General features: G+C 59.0%; 20 protein-coding genes. 7 read left to right on the forward strand and 13 right to left on the reverse strand.

The features are described from left to right. Nucleotides 1–65 precede the first annotated feature (65 nt). The gene (mqo, locus tag NWP14_RS03665) at nt 66–1,718 is read left to right on the forward strand and encodes a malate dehydrogenase (quinone) (protein ID WP_331834306.1); all 1,653 of its coding nucleotides are present in this window, start codon (nt 66–68) and stop codon (nt 1,716–1,718) included. Between the two features lie 215 nt (nt 1,719–1,933). Further along, on the forward strand, nt 1,934–2,860 hold the full coding sequence (locus tag NWP14_RS03670) for a LysR substrate-binding domain-containing protein (RefSeq protein ID WP_346431421.1): 927 nt from the start codon (nt 1,934–1,936) through the stop codon (nt 2,858–2,860). Here the strand turns inward: NWP14_RS03670 and mdcH are convergent. The 9 genes from mdcH to NWP14_RS03715 form a co-directional block, all read right to left on the reverse strand. Next, entirely contained in the window at nt 2,850–3,752 is a 903-nt protein-coding gene (mdcH, locus tag NWP14_RS03675; protein WP_095103220.1) for a malonate decarboxylase subunit epsilon, read from the reverse strand. The two genes, NWP14_RS03670 and mdcH, sit on opposite strands and share 11 nt — an antisense overlap. Then, nucleotides 3,752–4,369, reverse strand: a complete 618-nt coding sequence (locus NWP14_RS03680) for a malonate decarboxylase holo-ACP synthase (RefSeq protein WP_346431423.1) — start codon at nt 4,367–4,369, stop codon at nt 3,752–3,754. The genes mdcH and NWP14_RS03680 overlap by 1 nt, the downstream gene beginning before the upstream one ends. Before the next feature lies 1 nt (nt 4,370). After that, nucleotides 4,371–5,330 carry an AEC family transporter gene (locus tag NWP14_RS03685; RefSeq protein ID WP_095103224.1) on the reverse strand — a complete coding sequence of 320 codons (960 nt, stop codon included), beginning with the start codon at nt 5,328–5,330 and terminating at the stop codon, nt 4,371–4,373. A 341-nt stretch (nt 5,331–5,671) separates the two neighbouring features. Continuing rightward, the gene (gene mdcE, locus NWP14_RS03690; protein WP_375215092.1) at nt 5,672–6,472 is read right to left on the reverse strand and encodes a biotin-independent malonate decarboxylase subunit gamma; all 801 of its coding nucleotides are present in this window, start codon (nt 6,470–6,472) and stop codon (nt 5,672–5,674) included. Next, a complete protein-coding gene (locus tag NWP14_RS03695; protein ID WP_375214790.1) occupies nt 6,472–7,305 on the reverse strand; it encodes a biotin-independent malonate decarboxylase subunit beta in 834 nt (277 codons plus the stop codon). The genes mdcE and NWP14_RS03695 overlap by 1 nt, the downstream gene beginning before the upstream one ends. Continuing rightward, on the reverse strand, nt 7,298–7,597 hold the full coding sequence (gene mdcC, locus NWP14_RS03700; RefSeq protein ID WP_331834303.1) for a malonate decarboxylase acyl carrier protein: 300 nt from the start codon (nt 7,595–7,597) through the stop codon (nt 7,298–7,300). The genes NWP14_RS03695 and mdcC overlap by 8 nt, the downstream gene beginning before the upstream one ends. Nucleotides 7,598–7,614: 17 nt before the next feature. Next, nucleotides 7,615–8,457 carry a triphosphoribosyl-dephospho-CoA synthase gene (locus NWP14_RS03705; protein ID WP_375214791.1) on the reverse strand — a complete coding sequence of 281 codons (843 nt, stop codon included), beginning with the start codon at nt 8,455–8,457 and terminating at the stop codon, nt 7,615–7,617. Then, nucleotides 8,457–10,112 carry a malonate decarboxylase subunit alpha gene (gene mdcA / locus NWP14_RS03710; RefSeq protein WP_346431427.1) on the reverse strand — a complete coding sequence of 552 codons (1,656 nt, stop codon included), beginning with the start codon at nt 10,110–10,112 and terminating at the stop codon, nt 8,457–8,459. Before mdcA ends, NWP14_RS03705 begins: the two co-directional genes overlap by 1 nt. A gap of 205 nt (nt 10,113–10,317) precedes the next feature. Next, on the reverse strand, nt 10,318–11,352 hold the full coding sequence (locus NWP14_RS03715) for an AI-2E family transporter (protein WP_375214792.1): 1,035 nt from the start codon (nt 11,350–11,352) through the stop codon (nt 10,318–10,320). Nucleotides 11,353–11,908: 556 nt separating this feature from the next. On the opposite strand from NWP14_RS03715, the gene mdtJ reads away from it, so the two are divergent. The 3 genes from mdtJ to NWP14_RS03730 all read left to right on the forward strand — a co-directional run bounded on the left by mdtJ (nt 11,909) and on the right by NWP14_RS03730 (nt 14,849). Then, entirely contained in the window at nt 11,909–12,271 is a 363-nt protein-coding gene (gene mdtJ / locus NWP14_RS03720) for a multidrug/spermidine efflux SMR transporter subunit MdtJ (protein ID WP_095103237.1), read from the forward strand. Continuing rightward, nucleotides 12,258–12,587 (forward strand): multidrug/spermidine efflux SMR transporter subunit MdtI, encoded by a 330-nt coding sequence (gene mdtI / locus NWP14_RS03725; RefSeq protein ID WP_095103239.1) that lies wholly within the window; start codon nt 12,258–12,260, stop codon nt 12,585–12,587. The genes mdtJ and mdtI overlap by 14 nt, the downstream gene beginning before the upstream one ends. Nucleotides 12,588–12,692: 105 nt before the next feature. Beyond that, the gene (locus NWP14_RS03730; protein WP_375214793.1) at nt 12,693–14,849 is read left to right on the forward strand and encodes a putative bifunctional diguanylate cyclase/phosphodiesterase; all 2,157 of its coding nucleotides are present in this window, start codon (nt 12,693–12,695) and stop codon (nt 14,847–14,849) included. A gap of 3 nt (nt 14,850–14,852) precedes the next feature. On the opposite strand, the gene NWP14_RS03735 is transcribed toward NWP14_RS03730, so the two are convergent. Then, complete coding sequence (locus NWP14_RS03735; protein ID WP_095103243.1) at nt 14,853–15,665, reverse strand: serine protease; 813 nt, start codon at nt 15,663–15,665, stop codon at nt 14,853–14,855. A gap of 659 nt (nt 15,666–16,324) precedes the next feature. Next, nucleotides 16,325–17,242 (reverse strand): LysR substrate-binding domain-containing protein, encoded by a 918-nt coding sequence (locus NWP14_RS03740; protein ID WP_346431430.1) that lies wholly within the window; start codon nt 17,240–17,242, stop codon nt 16,325–16,327. Between the two features lie 116 nt (nt 17,243–17,358). On the opposite strand from NWP14_RS03740, the gene NWP14_RS03745 reads away from it, so the two are divergent. Both NWP14_RS03745 and NWP14_RS03750 read left to right on the forward strand, forming a co-directional pair. Then, nucleotides 17,359–17,973 carry a LysE family translocator gene (locus NWP14_RS03745; protein WP_375214794.1) on the forward strand — a complete coding sequence of 205 codons (615 nt, stop codon included), beginning with the start codon at nt 17,359–17,361 and terminating at the stop codon, nt 17,971–17,973. A 36-nt stretch (nt 17,974–18,009) separates the two neighbouring features. Beyond that, the gene (locus tag NWP14_RS03750; protein ID WP_346431431.1) at nt 18,010–18,264 is read left to right on the forward strand and encodes a hypothetical protein; all 255 of its coding nucleotides are present in this window, start codon (nt 18,010–18,012) and stop codon (nt 18,262–18,264) included. Between the two features lie 164 nt (nt 18,265–18,428). Here NWP14_RS03750 and asr read toward each other — a convergent pair whose 3' ends face one another. After that, nucleotides 18,429–18,854 (reverse strand): acid resistance repetitive basic protein Asr, encoded by a 426-nt coding sequence (gene asr / locus NWP14_RS03755; RefSeq protein ID WP_331834294.1) that lies wholly within the window; start codon nt 18,852–18,854, stop codon nt 18,429–18,431. Nucleotides 18,855–19,014: 160 nt separating this feature from the next. Continuing rightward, nucleotides 19,015–20,502, reverse strand: coding sequence for a carboxypeptidase M32 (locus tag NWP14_RS03760; RefSeq protein ID WP_375214795.1), 1,488 nt, complete (start codon nt 20,500–20,502; stop codon nt 19,015–19,017). Nucleotides 20,503–20,749: the final 247 nt, after the last annotated feature.

The raw sequence follows: 20,749 nt of genomic DNA on the forward strand, positions 1-20,749 counted from the left end.
AAAATATAATGAAAGTGCGTTAACATGTTGGCACTTATTTCATTATGCTATGCGATAATTCTATTATGCCTGCAATAAAAAACTCGATCTTATCCGTGACCGCATTGGCGCTGTTCGTCAGTACGGCAACCTACGCAAATACCGACGCCGCAAAGAAAACCGATTTTCTGCTGATTGGCGGCGGGATCATGAGCGCCTCGCTCGGCACCTGGCTGCAGGAATTACAGCCGGACTGGAAGCAGGTGATGGTAGAGAAGCTTGACGGCGTTGCGCTGGAGTCCTCTAACGGCTGGAACAATGCCGGTACGGGCCACTCGGCAAACATGGAGCTGAACTACACGCCAGAGCGTGCGGACGGCTCCATTGACGTCAGTAAGGCGCTGGATATCAACGAGCAGTTTATGATTTCCCGTCAGTTCTGGACGGCGCAGGTAAAGCGCGGCATTTTGCATGACCCGCACTCATTTATTAATTCCACCCCGCATATGAGCTTTGTCTGGGGCGATAACGTTGATTATCTGCAAAAACGTTATACCGCTCTGCAGCAAACCACACTATTCCAGGGGATGAAATTCTCCACCGACCATGCGCAAATTAAACAGTGGGCGCCGCTGGTGATGGAAGGGCGCGATCCGCAGCAAAAAGTGGCGGCCACCTGGACCCCGGTCGGGACCGACGTCAACTACGGCGAAATAACCCGTCAGCTGATCGGCAGCCTGAAGAAAAATAATAACTTCTCGCTGCAAACTTCCTCTGAGGTAACCGCATTTAAGCGTAATGCCGATAATTCGTGGCACGTGACGATTAAAAACGTCAATAGCGGCGACGAGCAGACGATTGACGCGAAATATGTCTTTATCGGCGCCGGCGGCGGCGCGCTGAAATTACTGCAAAAGACCGGTATTCCGGAAGCCGACAACTATGCGGGCTTCCCGGTGGGCGGCTCCTTCCTGATGACCGAAAACCCGGCGGTGACTAAAGAGCATCTGCAAAAAGTCTACGGCCAGGCTTCGGTCGGCGCGCCGCCGATGTCGGTTCCGCATCTTGACGCCCGCTTCCTTGATGGCAAGCGAGTGGTGCTGTTCGGGCCGTTCGCGACCTTCTCGACGAAGTTCCTCAAAAATGGTTCTATCTTCGACCTGCTGAGCACTACCACCACCGATAACGTTCTGCCGATGACCCACGTCGGTCTCGACAACTTCGATCTGGTCAAATACCTGGTGAGCCAGGTGATGCTCAGCGACGATGACCGCTTTGCGGCGTTGAAAGAGTACTATCCGGACGCGCGTAAAGAGGACTGGAAGCTGATTCAGGCCGGCCAGCGCGTGCAGATCATTAAAAGAGACGCCGATAAGGGCGGAGTGCTGAAGCTGGGGACCGAAGTGGTGGTCGACGAGCAGAAAACCATCTCCGCGCTGCTTGGGGCCTCTCCGGGCGCCTCTACCGCCGCGCCGATTACCCTGAACGTGCTGAAGCAGATGTTCCCGCAGCAGTTCAGCTCCGCGGAGTGGCAGAGCCGCATCCACGCGATCGTTCCGAGCTATGGCCAGAAGCTGAACGATAGCCCGGCGCTGACCCAGCAGGTGTGGGACGACACCGCCGCGACGCTGCAGCTGACCAAACCGCCGGTGATTAATATGAGCGGCACGAAGCCTGCCGCCGCGCCGTCCGCGGAACTCAAGCCTGCGGACTCTCCGCAGCACGATATGGCGCTGTAGTCGCCGTATTAACCCCGCCCGCGTGCGTAATGCCGGTCAGCTCAGCAGCTGACCGGCATTTTTTTTGCCTATCCGCTATTGCGCTGCTCCCTGATGCCCGACAGCACCGGCTGGTTCCTTGCGCTGCGTTAAAACATTTACCGGCGTTACGGTTATACTGGCTTGAATTCACACAAGAAATAACGAGCCGCGGCGGAAAGAGGGAGTGCAGCGCCATGAAAGACGACATTAACCAGGATATTACCTTCCGTAAGCTGGCGGTATTTATGATGTTTATGACCAAAGGCAATATCGCCAGAACCGCCGAAGCGATGCAGCTCAGCGGCGTCAGCGTCCACCGGGCCCTGCATACCCTGGAAGAGGGGGTGGGCTGCCCGCTGTTTGTCCATAAGGGACGCAACCTGCTGCCGCTGCCGGCGGCCTGGACGCTGCTGGAGTATTGTCAGGACGTCACCACCCTGATGGCGCGCGGGCTGGAGGCGACGCGAAAGGTCGCCGGCGTCGGCCAGGGACGACTGCGGATCGGCACGCTCTATTCGCTCACGCTGGAGACCGTCCCGCGGATCATCATGGGGATGAAGCTGCGGCGGCCGGAGCTGGAGCTGGATCTGACGATGGGCTCCAACCAGATGCTGCTGGATATGCTGGAAGACGACGCCCTGGACGCGATCCTGATCGCCACCAACGCAGGGGAGTTCAGCAACTCGGCGTTTGACGTGGTGCCGCTGTTTGAAGACGACATTTTTCTCGCCGCTCCGGCGGCTGAACGGCTGGATACGACAAAACCCGCCGACCTTCGCGACTACGCCGACCGTAAATTCGTTTCGCTTGCGGAGGGCTTCGCGACCTACGCGGGCTTCCGAGAAGCTTTTCAGGTGGCCGACTTCGAGCCTGAAATTGTCACCAGGGTCAACGATATCTTTTCGATGATCAGCCTGGTGCAGGCCGGGGTCGGCTTCGCGCTGCTGCCCGGCCGGATGAAAAAGGTCTACGAAAACGACGTGCAGCTGTTAAAGCTGGCGGAGCCGTATCAGATGCGTCAGCTGATTTCGATCGTCTATTCCCACCATCGCGAACGCGATGCGGACCTGCTGGCGCTGGCGGCAGAAGGGCGGATGTACGCCCGCAGCCTTAACGGCTGAGGCGCTTCGCCAGATGCTGTGCTACTTCAACGCTGTTACGCTCCATGCAGATGGCATCGCCCTGCCAGCCTGCGAGGTGCGTCAACCCGGTCAGCACGCTACCGGGCGGCATCTCAATCGCCAGCCGCGCATCGCGCTGATTGGCGGAAACCATTGCGTCCTGCCACTGTACCGTCCGCGCCATGTTGAAGGCTAAATCTTCGGCGATTTTCTGCGCTTCCCACAGCACACGACCGGTAGATCCGCTAAGGTAGGCTAGCAGAGGACGTGACAATGTCACTGATTCAAACGCCTGAGCTAATTCTGCCGCCGGTTTATCCAGCAAAGCGCAGTGCGACGGCACGCTTACCGCAAGCCGGGCAGCCTTGTTGGCTCCGGCAGCCAGCGCTTTTCTCGCGACCTCCGCCATATCCTCATCCCGGCCGGCAATCACTATCTGCGTTTCGGCATTAAGGTTGGCGATGTAAGTGCCGCTACCTGTCATCAGCTTTTCAACCTGATTCAGCGTGAGGCCGACAATCGCCGTCAGGCCGTAGCCGTGGGGATACGCCTGCTCCATTAAATCGCCGCGCAGGGCCACCAGCCGCAGCGCGTCGCGAAAATCCAGCGCGCCAGCCACCACCGCCGCAGGGTAAGCGCCAATCGACAGGCCGCTGACGATATCGGGCGTCACGCCGTTACGCATCAGTTCACGTGCCCACGCCACGCCTGCAATAAGCAGGCAAAGCTGCACCGCGCGGGTGTGCTTCAGCGCATCGGGCGCGTCGAGCGTATTGGCTTCGTCGCCAAGCACCGCGCGGACTTCAGTAAGAACGGCATCGCCGTCGGGCAGGTTTTGCAGCATTCCCGGGCGCTGGGTGCCCTGGCCGGGAAAGGTAAAGAGGATTTTCATCATGACTCCCTGTGCCACGGCGTCGCGGTGAGCTGCGGCCCGGTGGCGGTTTTCAGCAGAACGCGTCCTTCGCGCAGCCATTCGTTGAGCGCAAACGCGCCAAAGGGCGTTTCAATCTGGGTGTCGGCGCGGCACGGCAGCTTTTCCACCTGCGCCTGCCACTGCCGCAGTTCGTCATCGGTCAGCGGTTCAGGGGCGCGAATCAGTAGATCGAGATCGCTGTCGGCGTGCAGGACGGGAATTTCGGTGGCGAGGGCGTAGGCCGTGCTGCCGGTAATGCCCCAGATCCACGGCCACGCAAAGGTGGTCAGCAAAATAGCCGCCTGAACGGGCGGCTGGGAAACAAACGGCGAGTGCAGCAGGCGCTGGCGCTCGACCAGCGCTTCCGGCGTGATAATGCGGGAAACGGCCTCGGGCTTAACCCATCCGGCGGCGCGCTGTTCGCGCTTTATGCCGCGCACGCCTACCGGAATATCGCCATTGTCATTCACGTCACGCCGCACGACTACGGGCAGACCCGGCTGCCACTGGCTGGCTACCCACGCCTCCTCAACGTTGAGCAGGGCGTCGCGGCTTTTCAGCCACAGTAAATCGTGAGGGCGCGAAGTGAATGTCATATCAGATACCTGAAGTTAAGGTGATGAACAGCGGCAGCGACAGGATACACAGAACCGAGCTTAACAGCAGCACCGCTTCCGCATCCGGCGACTGAACGCCAAAGCGGTTGCCGAACACCACGCCGAAGAAACCGGCAGACAGCGCAATCATCAGGATAGCGGTGATCGCCACGGAGCCGTGCAGGCCGAAAGCCAGAACGATAGCCCAGGCGATAAACGGCTGGATCAGCAGTTTGGCAATGGTCGCAATGCTCACCATCGCGTTCAGCTGCAGCTTACGCGCGGAGAGGATCACCCCGGTCAGGAACAGCGCCGCCGCGGTGGCTGAAAGACCGAGCGGTTTGATTGCCGCCAGCAGCAGCTCCGGCATTTTGATGCCGATAGCGGAGAGCACCACGCCGAGCAGCGGACCCCAGACAATAGGTTTTTTCACCGAACGCCACATCAGAACCGGCAGCATCGCCAGCGTTGAACCGCTGTTTTCACCGGCGGCGCGCGCTTTTTCACGCTCCAGAATCAGCAGACAGAACGGCGTCATCAGCACCGAACCGCAGGCGATGGAGACGGCGACGGAGAGAGACGTCGCGGAGCTTTCACCCAGTACGCTACCGAGAATCGGCAGGCCTAGCGCGGCATAGTTCGGCAGCGCCACGGTGAGGGTCAGCACGGCGGCATCCTGCGGGGACTTTTTAAACACGCTGGTGGCGAGGAAGTAGATCGCCGCGTAGGTGATCCACATCGCGCCCGTCAGCACTACAATCAGCGGCGACTGGGCAACAATACCGGCCCACGGCGTCTGCACGGTGGCGCTAAACAGCGCGGCGGGCAGGGCAAAGTCCATCACAAAAATATTAAGCAAAGAGACGTTTTTGTTATCAACCATTTTGGCTTTGCCGGCCCAGAAGCCCAGCAGCATGATGAGAAAAATCGGCGCAAGGGCATGAACAATTACATAAGTCATAGATCACCTGTAGTAAGAAAAAGAAATACGCGTCATCCTTCAAGCTGCCTCTGCGTTGGCTGCCTTCCTTATTCGGCTCATCCGTGAGCCTCACCCTTATCAGGGCCGCTGCGAGCAGCGTTCAAATCTGTTCCTGACAGATTTGTCACCCCAGTCACTTACTCAAGTAAGCTCCTGGGGATTCACTCAGTTGCCGCCTTGATCCAACTTGAATGATTTAGCGTATTGGGCTAATTGCGATGTTTTTATTTTTCTAAAAGCAGCGATCCGTGGGCGCTATGCTGCGCCCGACGGTTGCCGCTTTCGGCAGGTCTTTTTTTACGTACTTCTGATGTTGCCCGTTACCAGCTGGCGCGCATCCGTTCGCGTACCAGGGCAGAGCTGCGGCGATTCTCCGCGCCGAGACGGTTTTTCAGGCTTGGGTCTTTACGTGCATCCGAGATGGCCTTCTGCACGGTGAGTTCCACCAGCGCCAGATCGGCATCGGACGGCGCGTCCGGGTTGCTGAGGTTCAGCAGGTCGGAGAGCAGGCCGAGGGTGGCGTAGTTGCTGACGTCATAGGCCATTGGCGGAATGGTCGCCGCCAGTTTTTCCAGCGCATCGACGGTACGCAGAGTGATACGGGCGGCGGACTCTTTGCCCATCGCGTGCACCAGTACGCCTTTATCGTTGATGGCAATCAGTCGGTTGGCCTGATAACCGTGCGCCAGAAACGCCCCGGACATCGCCTTGCCGACGATCAGTCCGATTACCGGATGGCCCGCCAGGCGCGCTTTCGCGTAAGCCCCTGCGGCACCGGCCAGCGCCTGGTGAATGCCGAACGCTTCTTCCCGACGACCATAGGCCTGGCTTGGGACGTCGATGACCGCCACAATCGGGCGCTTTACGTCGCTGTTCGCGTCGGCATCGATGGTTTCATTCACCACTTTTGCCAGCGTCCAGCCTTCCAGCAGGCCCACTTCGCCTTTAGCGGCGCGCGGGTAGTGGTTATTGGCATCCGCCACCACGGCGATGAAGCGCGCGCTCTCGCCGTTCAGTTCACCGTCGGCGACCTGTACTGAAGGGCACAGGCCGTTCATGCGCGGCGCATTTGGCGCCAGTTTTTCCAGCCACAGGGCTCCACGGCTATTGGACTGAGTCATCATTTCACCTCCCCGGCGAAAAGCCGTTTAATCTGCGCGGTATCGGCCTGCTGACGAGTGTCAAAGTTGCTCAGACGGGTCAGGAAGTCGGCATATTTGTCGCTGCGATGCTGGGCCGGAACGCCTTTGGCGATGGCGGCGTTCATGGCGGTTTTTACGGCGTTGACGCCGTCGTTGACCAGCGCATCAACCAGGCCGCTCTCATAGCGGATCTCGCCGCCGGTCATGCTCCAGATGAACGGCCGATCGCGGGAGTCGTACTCTTCAATTCCCGCCTCCTGCTCGATGACCTGCGGGCCGTTGAGCCCAAGGCGCGCTTCGCGGGTGACGATCAGGTAGCTGCACAGCGCGGCGGCAATCGACATCCCGCCAAAGCAGCCCACGGTGCCGGCGACAATGCCGACCACCGGGGTATAGCGACGCAGGTCGACAATCGCGGCGTGGATGTCGGCAATCGCCGCCAGGCCGAGGTTGGCTTCCTGCAGGCGCACGCCGCCGGTTTCCAGGCACAGCACCGCCTGGGTCGGGATGCCGTTGCGGTTATCTTCTGCCGCCAGCTCCAGCGCGGCGGCCATTTTGGCGCCGGAGACTTCGCCCATGCTGCCGCCCTGGAAGGTGCCTTCGATGGCGATGACCACCGCCGGCTGACCGTTAATGGTGCCTTTTGCCACCACCATGCCGTCATCGGACTGCGGGACGATGCCCTGGGCGCCTAGCCACGGCGACATGATGCCTTCGAACGGGTCCAGCAGCTCGCGGTAGCTGCCGTCATCCAGCAGCGTGCGGGCGCGTTCACGGGCGCGGAGTTCGATAAAGCTGCGATCGTTACGCATGGGCGGCCTCCTCAAAAACCTGTTCGATGCGAATACGTGCGACGCCCGGCGTGGCGCCAAAATCATGAATAACCAGCCGTCCGGCGGGCAGGCCGTTGATTAGATTGAGCCGCTCAAACAGCGCGGTCCAGCGCGCCCGGCTGTTGTCCACCGAGGTGGTGATATCAACCTCAAGCGTGGCGTTTTGCCCGGCGGTATAGAGCACTTCCATATCGCCGGAGCCTACTACGCCTGCCAGGGCTTTGCCGCTGAGGGCGCGGTTGGCAGGGAATGACAAATTAATCTGTTCCATAACATCCTCTGAATGCGTTAGCCGGCAACCCGATCGAGAAACAGGGTGGCGGCAAGAAGATCGGCGGCGCCGCCCGGCGAGGCGTTTTGCGCCAGCATCTGCGCGTCAAGCTGCGCCAGCGTCCGGCGTCCGCACGCCGTGGCGCAACCGCCGGCGGCCAGCACCCGGCGGGCACCGTGCTGCATGGCCTCAAGGCCGGACATGCCGGCGCGGGAAAGCACGCAGGTGTCGCTCAGCGAGGTCATGATCGCCATCAGCGCGTCGAGGCGGGCCTCGTCTTCGCTGGCGCCCTCGGTCCGGCTGCGCCGCAGCTGCGGTAGCGCAAGGGTGGTGATATGCGGAAACGCGCGCTGCGCCTCTTCGCGAGCGCCCGGCACCTGCCAGCGGCGGCTGGCGCGCAGGCCTTTACTGAAGGTTTTGGGCGCCGCGGCGTCCGGCAGGGCGGCGAGAAGCGCGGCGGTCTCCGCTATCGACCGTGAATGACCCGTCCCGCCCAGCATCGCCGCGGCGCTAACCAGCAGGCCTAGCGCCCAAATTGCTCCGCGATGGGTATTCACCCCATCGGTAGCCAGCATCATCTGCCGCTCGCCTTCCCGGCCCAGGCGGCCGATGGTTTCGCGCAGCGCAATATCCGCCGGCCGCTGCCAGCTCTGTTCGGCGAGCACCTGAAAGGTGGGGAGCAGGCTGCGGGCCGAACGCTCCATCAGCGCAAGGCTTAAATCGAGATGCGCGCCGTTACCGCGGCTGTCGACCAGCCCCGGTTTGGGGCTGAGCCGCGCTTCGTCAATCAGGCACTCGCTGGCGGTGCGGGCAAGCCAGCCGGTTTGCGCTTCAGCGCGCCGGGGGGAGAGTCGTTTCATTACCAGCTCCGGAATTTTGCCGGTGGGTTATAGAGTCCGTCGGACCACTCCACCAGATCGGCTACGCTGCCGGCGGCCAGCAGAGAGCGGGTCGCATCGCTACGGCGGATGCCGATATCTTCCGGATAAACCACCTTGCCGCTCTGGCGCAGCGCGGCAACGCGCTTAGCGTCGACGCCAAGGCCGATATCGGTGATCCCGGCCACCGCGGCGACCATCGCCCGGCGCTCTTCCAGGCTTTCAGCGCGGTAGAGGTAGGCGATCCCTTCTTCGGTGAGCACGTGGGTGACGTCATCGCCGTAGATCATCACCGGCGCGAGCGGCATGCCGGAGGCTTTCGCCACCTCGATCGCATCGAGTTTTTCGACGAAGGTGGGCTTCACGCCGGCCTGGAAGGTTTCGACCATCTGCACTACCAGCTTTTTACCGCGCTGCATCGGGTCGGGCTCGGTTATCATGTTCAGCCAGGCCGGAGTCGCGTGGCGGCGGCCGTGCGGATCGTGGCCCATGTTGGGCGCGCCGCCAAAGCCTGACAGCCGGCCGCGGGTTACCGTGGACGAGTTTGCCAGGCCGTCGACCTGCAGGGTCGAGCCGATAAACATATCGACCGCATATTGCCCCGCCAGCTGGCAGAAGGCGCGGTTCGAGCGCATTGAACCGTCGGCGCCGGTGAAGAACACGTCCGGACGCGCGCGAATGTACTCCTCCATCCCCAGCTCGCCGCCGAAGCAGTGCACGCTTTCCACCCAGCCGCTTTCAATGGCGGGAATAAGCGTCGGGTGCGGGTTTAGCGTCCAGTGTTTACAAATTTTGCCCTTCAGGCCGAGCTGCTCGCCGTAGGTGGGCAGCAGCAGCTCGATGGCGGCGGTGTTAAAGCCGATACCGTGGTTAAGAGACTGCACCTGATGCTCGGCGTAGATGCCTTTAATCGCCATCATCGCCATCAGGATATGCTCCTGCTTGATCAGCCGCGGGTCGCGGGTAAACAGCGGCTCAATAAAGAACGGCTTATCGGCGACCACCACGTAATCGATCCACGAACCCGGAATGTCAACGCGGGGCAGGTCGCACTCGTCGTCGACAAGCTCATTAACCTGGGCAATAACGATACCGTCGTGGAAGGCCGCAGCCTCCACCAGCGCCGGGGTATCTTCGGTACTCGGTCCGGTATAGAGGTTGCCTTTGCGATCCGCTTTGTAGCCGGCAATCAGCGCGACGTTCGGCGAAAGATCGACGTACAGGCGGGAGTAGAGCTCGATATAGGTGTGAATCGCGCCGATTTCCAGCAGGCCGTCCTCCAGCAGCTGCGAAATACGCAGGCTCTGGGTGCCGGAAAAGGAGAAGTCGAGCTTGCGGGCGATACCCTTTTCAAAGAGGTCCAGATGTTCGCTGCGTCCGACGCTCGGCATGATCATATGCAGATCGTGGACTTTTTGCGGGTTCACTTCCGCCAGCATGCGGGAGAGGAAGTCAGCCTGCTTTTGGTTGTTGCCTTCCAGCACTACGCGATCGCCGGGGGCGAGCAGATGTTCCAGCGCGTCCACCAGCTGTGCGGTGGGGATAACCTTACCGGAGACGTTGGCGGCGGTCACTCGCCGCTGCTTTTCCGTACGGCGGCGGTTCCAGACCCGTCCCGTCGTTTGTTCGGCATTCATTATTAACCTCCTGATTCGACAAATCGTTTTGACTGTCATGGTGTGGAAGTTAGTGTGCGACGCGAGGCGTAGGGCATCAATTAAGCCCGCGGGCAGATTGTTAGCTTCAGAGTAATGAATGACGGACGTGAGATGTGACGAGGATCAATAATGCCAAAGGAGTAGTGGTCTACGGGCCGGTTAGCCCGTAGTGGGGAGTCGGGAGCTAATCCTTGCTGAGGTCGCTAAGCAGGAAGGCGATGCTCTGTCCGCTCTCGCTCTGTTCAAGGGCAATTTTAACAATGATGGTCAGCGGCACCGAAAGCAGCATCCCCACCGGCCCCAGCAGCCAGCCCCAAAAAATCAGCGACAGGAACACTACCAGCGTCGAGAGCCCGAGCCCGCGCCCCATAATCCGCGGTTCGAGGATATTGCCGAACAGCAGATTGATCACCAGATAGCCCGCGAGCACGATCAGCGCGTCATACAGGCCGCCGAATACCAGCACCTGCAAAATAGGCGGAATGGCCGCCAGCACCGAGCCGATATTGGGAATATAGTTGAGTGCGAAAGCCAGCAGCCCCCACATAAAGGCAAAGCGCACGTCCAGCAGTACCAGCATGCCCCAGACCACCAGCCCGGTAACCAGGCTAATGGCGGTTTTTAGCACCAGGTAGTGCGAGACGCTATCGAGCGCGCGCTGGATTGCGCCCATGCCCTCAACCGGGCGGGTCATCAGCTGCTGCAGCTTGGCCGGCAGCTGCGGAACCTCCAGCAGCATAAATACCACCGTCAGCAGCAGCAGGAAGATCGAGGACATGGCGTTCGAGAGCTGGGTAAGCAGGCCGGTCACCATCGTCATGACCGCGTTGGGGTCTATATATTTGTTCAGCTCGACGACGGAAACGGTAAAGCCGAATCTCTGCAGCCACGGGGTGATGGTCTGCACCGGCTCTGATAACGACGCGCGATACTGCGGCAGGGTGCGCGCCAGCTCGTTCAGGGAGGTGCCCAGCGAGGCCAGCAGAACCACCGCCAGCATAACGATGGCGCCGATCAGTAGCGAGATCGCCAGCACGCGCGGCACCCGACAGCGCACCAGCAGCTGCACCAGAGGGTTAAGGACCACCGCGAGAAACAGCGCCAGAACAAAAGGTACGATGATATCCGCGGCGAAGCGGATGCCGGTAAGGATGATGACCAGCATGCCCAGCATGATGACAATCTTTAATCCGTTAAGAGTGATGATGGGTTTGGCCATACGAATCCCTGAAAATAGAGCCTGGTTTTCCTCACAGTGTAGACGCAGATGCGGATAAAAAATCACGACTTTTTTGCGTGCAGACCGTGGAGTAATTGTTCGCCATGCTTCTGTCGGTGGCGATAAAATCATCACGCGACCCAATTAAAATAATGACGCGTAATCATAATGGCGATCGGCATCAGAAAAAGCTAATCCAAATCAAATAGTCGAAGTAAAGAAATGCAAAGGCTTTGAGTATAATGTAGCATTATGCTACAAATTAACTGTGTTTAACTACCGAGGACAATTTTCATCCGCAATGACGAGAAGCAATACCGCGGATAATTGTAATTTTATGGACAATCAGTTCAGTATGTATATTTCTAATCACCCTGCATTTTCCCGCACAAATTCCCGCTTTGTTGGCGAACAGCACTGGCGCTCGGCGCTTTAGACCCTCTCTCTCTGCCTGAGCTGGCGCAGCATGCGCACGGCTAAATCTACGTCAGAATTTTTTCGGTTTACCTTTGCTGTAGGCCGTCATGGATTATATTCTCAAGCAGGAGAAGGGATCATGTTTTATTGGGTTTTATTAGCCCTGGCCATCATTGCAGAAATTACCGGGACCCTTTCGATGAAATGGGCGAGCGTCAGCGGCGGCCATACAGGTTTTATTTTGATGCTGGCAATGATTGCGCTTTCATATATTTTTCTGGCCTTCGCGGTTAAAAAGATTGCCCTTGGGGTGGCCTACGCTCTGTGGGAAGGTATCGGTATTTTGCTGATCACTCTGTTCAGCGTGCTGCTGTTTGATGAGACGCTCTCGGTGGTCAAAATGGCGGGTCTGGCGACGCTGGTGGTCGGGATTGTCTTAATCAAGTCCGGGACCCAGAAGGCGGTAAAGCAGCCTGAAGAGAGGACCCATGCAGCAGTTTGAGTGGGTTCATGCGGCCTGGCTGGCGCTGGCCATCGTGCTGGAAATTGTCGCTAACGTCTTTTTAAAGTTTTCCGATGGTTTTCGTCGCAAGATCTACGGCGTGATGTCACTGCTCGCCGTGCTGGGCGCGTTCAGCGCGCTATCGCAGGCGGTGAAGGGGATTGAGCTGTCGGTGGCCTACGCCCTCTGGGGCGGCTTCGGCATCGCGGCAACCATAACCGCCGGTTGGGTACTGTTCGGCCAGCGTTTGAATAGTAAAGGCTGGATCGGCGTGATGCTGCTGATCATCGGAATGGTGTTAATAAAACTGGCCTGATCTAACGCCGCCTGCGTCCGCGGGCGGCAAAATCTGTTCTCTGTATTACTCTTTAAAAAAGAGTATATTCGGTGCGTTTTTCCCCAGCCGCGATGAGGATAGATAATGGTTAATTTGCCTGGTTGGCGTCATCTTCCTTCGGCCAAAACGCTTTCGGTCATTATTCTCCTGGCCGGGATGGGCCTGATCGCTTCCGTTATTTCTCTGCTTTATCTGTCGCAGCACCTGATTGGCATCAAGGCGAATGAGATCGATCGCCATCGCTCGGTACTGTCGGTTAACGGCGCGGTGCAGACCTCGGTGAATCGCGTGATGTCGCTGGTGCTGGATAACTCCATCTGGGATGACGCCGTGAAGCAGACCTACGCGCCAACGCTGGATAGCAAATGGCTGTTTGATTCCTGGGGTTCGGGGTTCAAAATAAATAACCTCTACGACGGTACTTTTGTCCTCGATCAGCACTACCGGGTGCTGTGGGGATCGTTTCGTAGTCAGTCCTTTAATGAAACGGATATCCGCTTTTTCGGCAGCGGCCTGCAGACGATGATCGCTCAGCACGCCGAGGCGCTGCGTAGCGGAAAAAGCGCCTACGCCGGGATCACCCGTACCCGGGAGGGCATTGCTTTTATTGGTATTGGCCTGATTCGCCCGACTATGGGCCGCCTGCAGGTGTACGACGATACGCGGCGCTATCTGGTCATTACCCGGCACATTAACCCCGATATGCTGCAAAAGCTCGGGGATACGTTTCAAATTCGTCATCTGCATACCAGCGAAACCCGCGGCGACTATAGCGTGGCGCTGCGCACCAACGCCGGTGAGACTATTAGCTATCTAAGCTGGCAGCCGCGGCTGCCGGGGGTGGAAGCGGCTCAGGCGGCCTCCGGCAGCATTCGCCTGATCGCGCTGGTGGCTGCCAGCCTGATCCTGCTGTTCATCCTCTTTAGCTGCCTTGGGCTGTATAAGCTGGCGCGCGGCGAGAAGCTGGCGCGTAAAATCGCCATGACCGACTGGCTGAGCCAGCTGCCCAACCGGCGGGCGCTGATTGAGCGGCTCAACGCGCTGTGCGAGCGTTCGCAGCACCAGATGCAGAGCGTGGTGTTTATCGACCTCGATGGCTTTAAAGATGTTAATGACAACTATGGGCATGACGTCGGCGATGCGCTGATTACCCATATAGCCTGCGAGCTGCAGGAGAGGGTGCCCGTCGGGGGAATGCTGGCGCGGATGGGCGGCGATGAGTTTGCCATGACCGTCGGCGGCGAGCAGGCGGTAGGTCAGGCGTCGGCGTTTGCATGGGCGGTGCTGGAAATGCTGAAATCACCGATTGACCTGAACGATCGCAAAATCTATATCAGCGCCAGCCTGGGGATCGCCAGCGGAACGCCGGCGGCCTGCTCCAGCACCGAGCTTTTTCGCCGCGCCGATATCGCCATGTATCATTCGAAGAAGACCGGAAAGGGGCGCACGACCTGGTACGACGAGGCGCTGAGCGACGCCAGGCAATATCAGCTGAATCTGGAAAACGGCATCCGTCAGGGGCTGGAAAATGATGAGTTTGACGTCTGGTATCAGCCGATAGTCAACGCCGGGACGCTGACCATCGAAGGCGTGGAGGCGCTGATACGCTGGCCGCGGCGGCCCCAGGGCGCGCTGCCGCCGGACGCGTTTATCAGCATCGCCGAGAGCAGCGGCCTGATTTACGCGCTCGGTCAGTTTGTGCTCCATCGCGCCTGCTGCGACCTGCAGCCGATGGGGGATCTGATGCTGTCGGTGAATATCTCGCCGGCGCAGTTTCGCGACCCGGAGTTCGAGTCGCGGGTGGTGCAGGTGCTCGCCCGCTGCCATTTCCCGGCCCGCCGCCTGCAGATTGAAGTGACCGAAAGCTACGTGATGGAGAACCCCGATCGCGCCCGCGCGGCCATTGAAAACCTGAAGGCGCTGGGTACGGCCGTTGTGCTGGATGATTTCGGCATCGGTTACTCCAGTATCGGCTATCTGCGCAGCTTCAGTTTTGACAGTCTGAAGATTGATAAATCGTTGGCCGGGCTGGTAGATACCGATCCGCAGGCGGCGGAGCTGGTGCGCGGTACCGTGCGCATTGCCGGCGCGCTGGGAATGACGGTGGTGGCGGAAGGGGTGGAAAATCAGCAGCAGCTGGCGCTACTGCGTCGTGCGGGATGCGACAAGCTGCAGGGCTACTATTTCAGCGAGCCCATGCCGATAGCCTCTTTGCTTCAGCTGCGCCAGCAGCAGGGCTAACGGTTACTCGCTGGCAAGCGTCTCCAGCTTGTCACGAAAACCGGTCACCGAAATGGCCCGATTATCCGCGCGCCAGCGATCTTTCGGCCCCGGAGCCGAGCTTTGGACGGCAATCACCTGCCAGCCGCTATCGGTTTTTAACAGCAGCGGCGAACCGCTATCGCCGGGTAAGGTATCGCACTGGTGTGACAGAACCGAGGTCTGCGCCCAGCCGGTAACGATGCAGTCCTGATGGTTGTACAGATTATCGAGGTGATCTTCCGGGTAGCCGGACTGGGTCACCTTGCGCTCGGCGACCTTTAGCGCGGCGGTCAGGTCGGCCTTACTGCCGGGAAACACGGGGATCGGGTCGATTCCCGAAGGCGCGTAGCGCAGTACCACTAAACCAAAGTCCGAGGGCGCGGCGGCGGAGGGGACGATCCAGCCGTCGCCGTCGGCCTTCAGGCGCTTGCCTAACGACGGGTCTACGCGACCCTCGACGCCGTGAATTTCGTAAACCCAGCCGTTTTTGCGCGAGATAAAGCGCAGCGCAACGACCTTATCCGGTTTACCCTTCGGCGGCGTCAGCAGGCAGTGCCCGGCGGTTAGCGCCAGGTTGGGGGAGATCAGGGTGGCGGTGCACAAATTGCCGCTGGCCGTTTCCAGCTGGCCGATGGCGTCCCAAGGGGCTTCGGCGGGGTTGCTTACCGGCTTGCGGTCATCATGACCAAAAAACAGGGTCTTGATATCTTTCGCGCTCATGCCGTCATCGTCAGCGTGCGCAAACAGAGGAAACAGGCAAAATGAACACAGTAATAACAGTACGTCTCTACGCATATCACTCTCTGAGGAGATAATTATACTCACCATCCTGCAGGACACCTTAGTGAGCGCGGCGGGGATGATTTTGGCTATATTGAAAGTAGCAGGAGATTTAAGTTTATGAAAGTTAACAGTAATTTTAATTAAACCAGCAGGCCGTCAGCATTCAGTAAAAGTCCCTTTTTTCACGCAAAGAAGGTCGATAACTCAACCAGTTAGCGCGCATTTCTTGCTGCTGTCATTTCCGCAGAAACCGGCTCCGGAAGCAACAGATATCGGGTTACAGAAAGTACCAAAAAGAGGACGCCGTGTACGCAAGGGCATGATGCGTTTTGCCAGCGTTTGTTCATGATAATTAGTCAACTAATGTCATAGAAAACAAACAACTTCACAAAAACCCGCCCATTTTTACACCATTTGTGCTTACTTGCAAAACGAAACATTTTCTCACTCAAAATGCTGTTATTGATAGCTGCCGTTGAGCAAGCAGAGATGTTGTCCCCGCGATGATATCGGTGATTTCTGGTTCCTGTCTCGGGAGGACATATGTCAAAAAAAGGTATTCGTGCGTTGGTTTATGTTTCCGTTGTCTCCGTCTTTATCTGGGGGGCTGCGGGGTATCTGGTGGCGCAGGCGGTTAGCGTTTTGTAAACCACCGCCCCAATCGCGGCACGTTATCGCGGCACCTTTCCCCGACGAAGGACCCCGTCGGGGAAAGGCCCCGGGAGGTGAGCGAGTAAAAACGCCTGCAGCAGGGCGATGGGCTGCGGGCTGAGCGTATTTGCGGACCACACCAGATAGTATCCCTCACCGGTCGCGACGGCCTGCCTGAACGGTAGCGTCAGCAATCCCGCCTGCAGCGCCTGTTGGCTAAGCAGCAGATCCCCCACCGAAACGCCGTGGCCGCTCATGGCCGCCATATTGCCCTGTTCAAGGCTATCGAAAACCAGCCCCTGGGCAAGATCTACCGCCGGCTGCTGCCCGCTATGCTGCAGCCAGCGCCGCCAGTCCCGGCGATCGGTGGTCGGATGAATCAGCGGGCAGGAGGCTAAGTCTTCACGCGCCGCTGAGGCCATTGCCGGCGAACAGACCGGGATCAGCCACTCCGCGAACAGCAGCGTCTGGCGCTTATCCGCGCCAAAATTCCCGTCGCCGAGGAGGATGGCGCAGTCGTACGGTTCCAGAGCAAAATCCACGCTATCCTTGTCCATCCACACGCTGCTGAGCTCGATTTCAGGGCGCTGATGCTGCTGGCGAAATTGCCGCAGTACGTCCAGCAGCCAGCGCATGGTTAGCGTGGACGGGGCCTTCAGCCGCAGTTTTCCCGCCTGTCGGCGCAGCGTATGACAGGCTCTGTCGATAGCCGAAAAGCTCTCCTCCAGCGCGTTTGCCAGCTGCCGCCCGGCATCGGTGATGATCACTTTTGGCCCCTGGCGAATAAAAAGTCGGCATTCGAACCAGGCTTCCAGGGTGCTGATATGCCGGCTGACGGCGCCGGGGGTAACGTGCAGCGCGGCGGCGGCCTGGCTAAATGAACCCAGCCGCGCGGCGGTCTCAAACGCGCGCAGAGCATACAGCGGAGGCGTTGACATCGTTATGGATCTCTATGGTGAGTAATACTCACATTCAAACTCACCATTTCTCGTTTTTCAACCAGGAAATCAAAGGACAGAATGCATCAATCTGAATAATTGAGTGAGTTATTGTCATGAACTACGTGCTGGTGGCGGGATATTGTCTGACGGTTGTGGCCCTGATTGCGACTCCGGGTCCGGTGGTGCTGCTGGTGACCGGTACGGCAGCGCGGGAGGGCTACGCCCGCGCGGTACGTACGATGGTCGGCGGAAATCTGGCCTCGCTGCTGCTGATTGCCGTAGCGGCGGCAATGCTGACCGGCGCGCTGCGCCTCGACCCGCAGGCGCTGGCGCTGGTGGCTATCGGCGGATCGCTGTACATTGCCTTTCTGGCGATAGGGATGCTGCGCGCAACCTCAGCCGCTCACCCGGCGGCCCGCCGCAGTGGTGGGCTGGCGGTGGGATTTATCACCGCGCTGGCTAATCCAAAAGATATCCTGTTTTTTGTCGCGTTTTTTCCGCAGTTTATTCATATCACCGCTGATACCGGCGTAAGCCTTGGGATACTCACCGCGCTCTGGGTCGTTATCGACCTCAGCGTACTCTCACTTTATATTCTCGCCATTCATCGCTGGCTGACGCTGGCGCATACCCGGCGTTTGACGACGATTTCAGCCGCTTTTTTGCTGGCCCTGGCCCTTTACGGTTTTGGTTACAATCTCTGGCAGCTGATCGGTAGCCGGGTATAAGAAAGCGGCTATGCTCGAAAGAGAGGAGAAAAAACGATGATAGAGAACGACGCGCTTCGCGCAGCTGCGAACGGTGAAAGAGACGATATTGCGCCTGCGGTATTCGCCGCCGGGCTCCTGGCTGCCAGGGAGAGAATTACGCAACTCGAACGGCAGCTGGCAACGCCGGTCAGGCTGCCCGTCTGTTGTGCGAGTCCGGTATGTGAAATTGAAGCGGGCTATGCGGCAGGGGTCAGCGATTGTCGAAATGCGATCCGCCTGGCGGGTTATCCGATCGAAGGGGATGATTAAGCGGTGCCGCGTTAGTAGAGGAAAAAGCGCGTCGCAACCAGCGCACAGATAATCAGCAGGATCAGAATAAGCTCGAAACGGTAGCGCCGCAGCATAGTATCCTCCAGAAAAAAACGGCGCTGAAGCAGCGCCGATTTATTACGATACCAGACTAACCGGGGTAATTATGCAGCCGGCTGTGCAGCTGGTTTAGCCGCAGCGTGGTGCTTGGTAGTTTTGTGGTGTTTTTTAGCAGCCTGAGCTTTCTGCGCTACCGGTTTAGCAGCGGCTTTGTGGTGTTTCTTTGCGGCCTGGGCTTTCTGAGCAGCGGCTGGTTTAGCTGCAGCTTTGTGGTGTTTCTTAGCGGCCTGGGCTTTCTGAGCGGCAGCCGGTTTAGCTTCAGCTTTTTTGTGTTTTTTCACAGCCTGAGCTTTCTGCTCTGCGGCCGGTTTAGCGGCGGCTTTGTGATGTTTTTTGTGATGAGTGGTCTTGGCAGTGGTGCTGTGAGTTGCAGCAGCCGGAGCCTGAGTGGTGCTTACCGCGTCAGCGGCGAAAGCAGCAGAAGACAGACCCATAGCAGCGGCAACGACCAGAGCTAATACTTTTTTCATTCTGATATCCTCGAAAAGGTTTTTTTCATTCAACCCCACTGCGGGGCCGGTGAAAGAACTATATGCTTCTCTTTTCGAGCTTTCCGTGAGTGTTTGGTATCGGCGTGTAACCGAATGTACGGTGGGGATAACGCGCCGGGACGCCGCCCGGCGCGGAGGCTTACAGATAGCGGGAGGTCAGATGCTGGCGGAAGTAGTCGCTGTTCAGGTCTTCCCCGGTGGCGTTGTGGATCAGCTGGGAGGTCGTGAAACGGCTGCCGTGCTGCCAGATATTCTGCTGCAGCCAGCCGAACAGGCTGGAGAAATCACCGCTGGCAATCTGGCTCTCCAGCTGCGGTAAAGCGCGTCTGGCGGCCGCCATCAGCTGCGCTGCGTACATCGCCCCCAGCGTGTAAGAAGGGAAGTAGCCAAAGCCGCCGTCGGTCCAGTGGATATCCTGCATACAGCCGTTGCGATAGTTACCGGTGGTGGACAGGCCCAGCCAGCTTTGCATTTTTTCATCCCAAAGCGCCGGAATATCCTCAACCTCGATGTCGCCATCAATCAGCGCCCGCTCAATCTCATAGCGCAGAATAACGTGCGCCGGATAGCTGACCTCATCGGCATCCACGCGAATAAACCCGGGCTTGACGCGCTGATTCCAGGCGATGAAATTGTCGCTGCCGAACGCCGGCTGCTCGCCGAAACGCTGGCGAACGGCAGGCAGCAGACGGTTTAAAAACGCTTCGCTGCGGCCCAGCTGCATTTCGAAAAACAGGCTTTGTGATTCGTGAATCGCCGTTGAGCGGGCGAGGGCGACCGGCTGGTCGAGCCATTTGCGCGGTAAATTCTGTTCATAGCGGGCGTGACCCGTTTCGTGGATAACGCCAAACAGCGCGCTCAGCAGATCGCTTTCGTTGTAGCGGGTGGTGATGCGCACGTCCTGCGGCACGCCGCCGCAGAACGGATGGGCGCTGATATCCAGACGCCCGGCGTTGAAGTCAAAGCCCAGCACGCGCATCGCTTCCAGCCCCAGCTCGCGCTGGTCGGCGATGGGGAACGGGCCCTGCGGCTCGATTAGCGGATGCTGCGCCTGTTTTTCAACGACGTTAGCCAGCAGCGACGGCAGCCAGGATTTGAGGTCGGCAAACAGCACGTCCAGCCGGGCGCTGGTCATATCGGGCTCGAAAATATCCAGCAGGGCGTCGTACGGCGAACAGCCCTTAGCTTCGGCGCGCAGGGCTGCCTCCTGGCGGCTGAGCCTGACGACTTCGCGCAGGTTTTCGGCGAAGCCCTCCCAGTCATTGGCCGGTCGCTGGCTGCGCCAGGCGTGTTCGCAGCGGCTGCCGGCCAGAGATTTAGCCTCAACAAGGCTCTCCGGCAGCAGGGCCGCCTGGGCGTGCTGGCGGGTCATTTCGCGCAGGTTGGCCTGCTCAACATCGTTAAGATCTTCCTGACGGGCGTCCTGGAGCGCCTGAGCCACGCTCTTATCGGTCAGGATTTGGTGCTGCAGCACGCCCAGCTCCGCCAGCGCCTCGCCGCGCGCCGCGCTGCCGCCCGGCGGCATCATGGCGAACATATCCCATCCGGCGATGGCGGCAAGATGCGAAAAGCGCGACAGACGTTGGAAAGTACGGGTAAGCTGCTGATAGTTTTTATTTTCTGCCATAGTAAATTCGGACCTGTTGCAAGTGAACGAAAGGCATAGCCTGTTGACTCCTACACTATCCTGATCCTCCGCACGGGTCGAGTGATGCGCGTGAATTGCCTCCCGGGATAAGCGCGGCGACAGCTGCAACTGAAACCACCGGGGCGTCCGCCTACGACCCGCATCGCCGCGGCGGTCAGTCATCATAATGTCATCGTGATGTGGCCAGGATAGCAGATTCTTTCTGAGCCAGCGGCTAAACTCATCA

It is taken from the genome of Klebsiella sp. C349492 (genome assembly GCF_042055345.1).
Classification (GTDB): Bacteria; Pseudomonadota; Gammaproteobacteria; order Enterobacterales; family Enterobacteriaceae; genus Klebsiella; species Klebsiella scottii.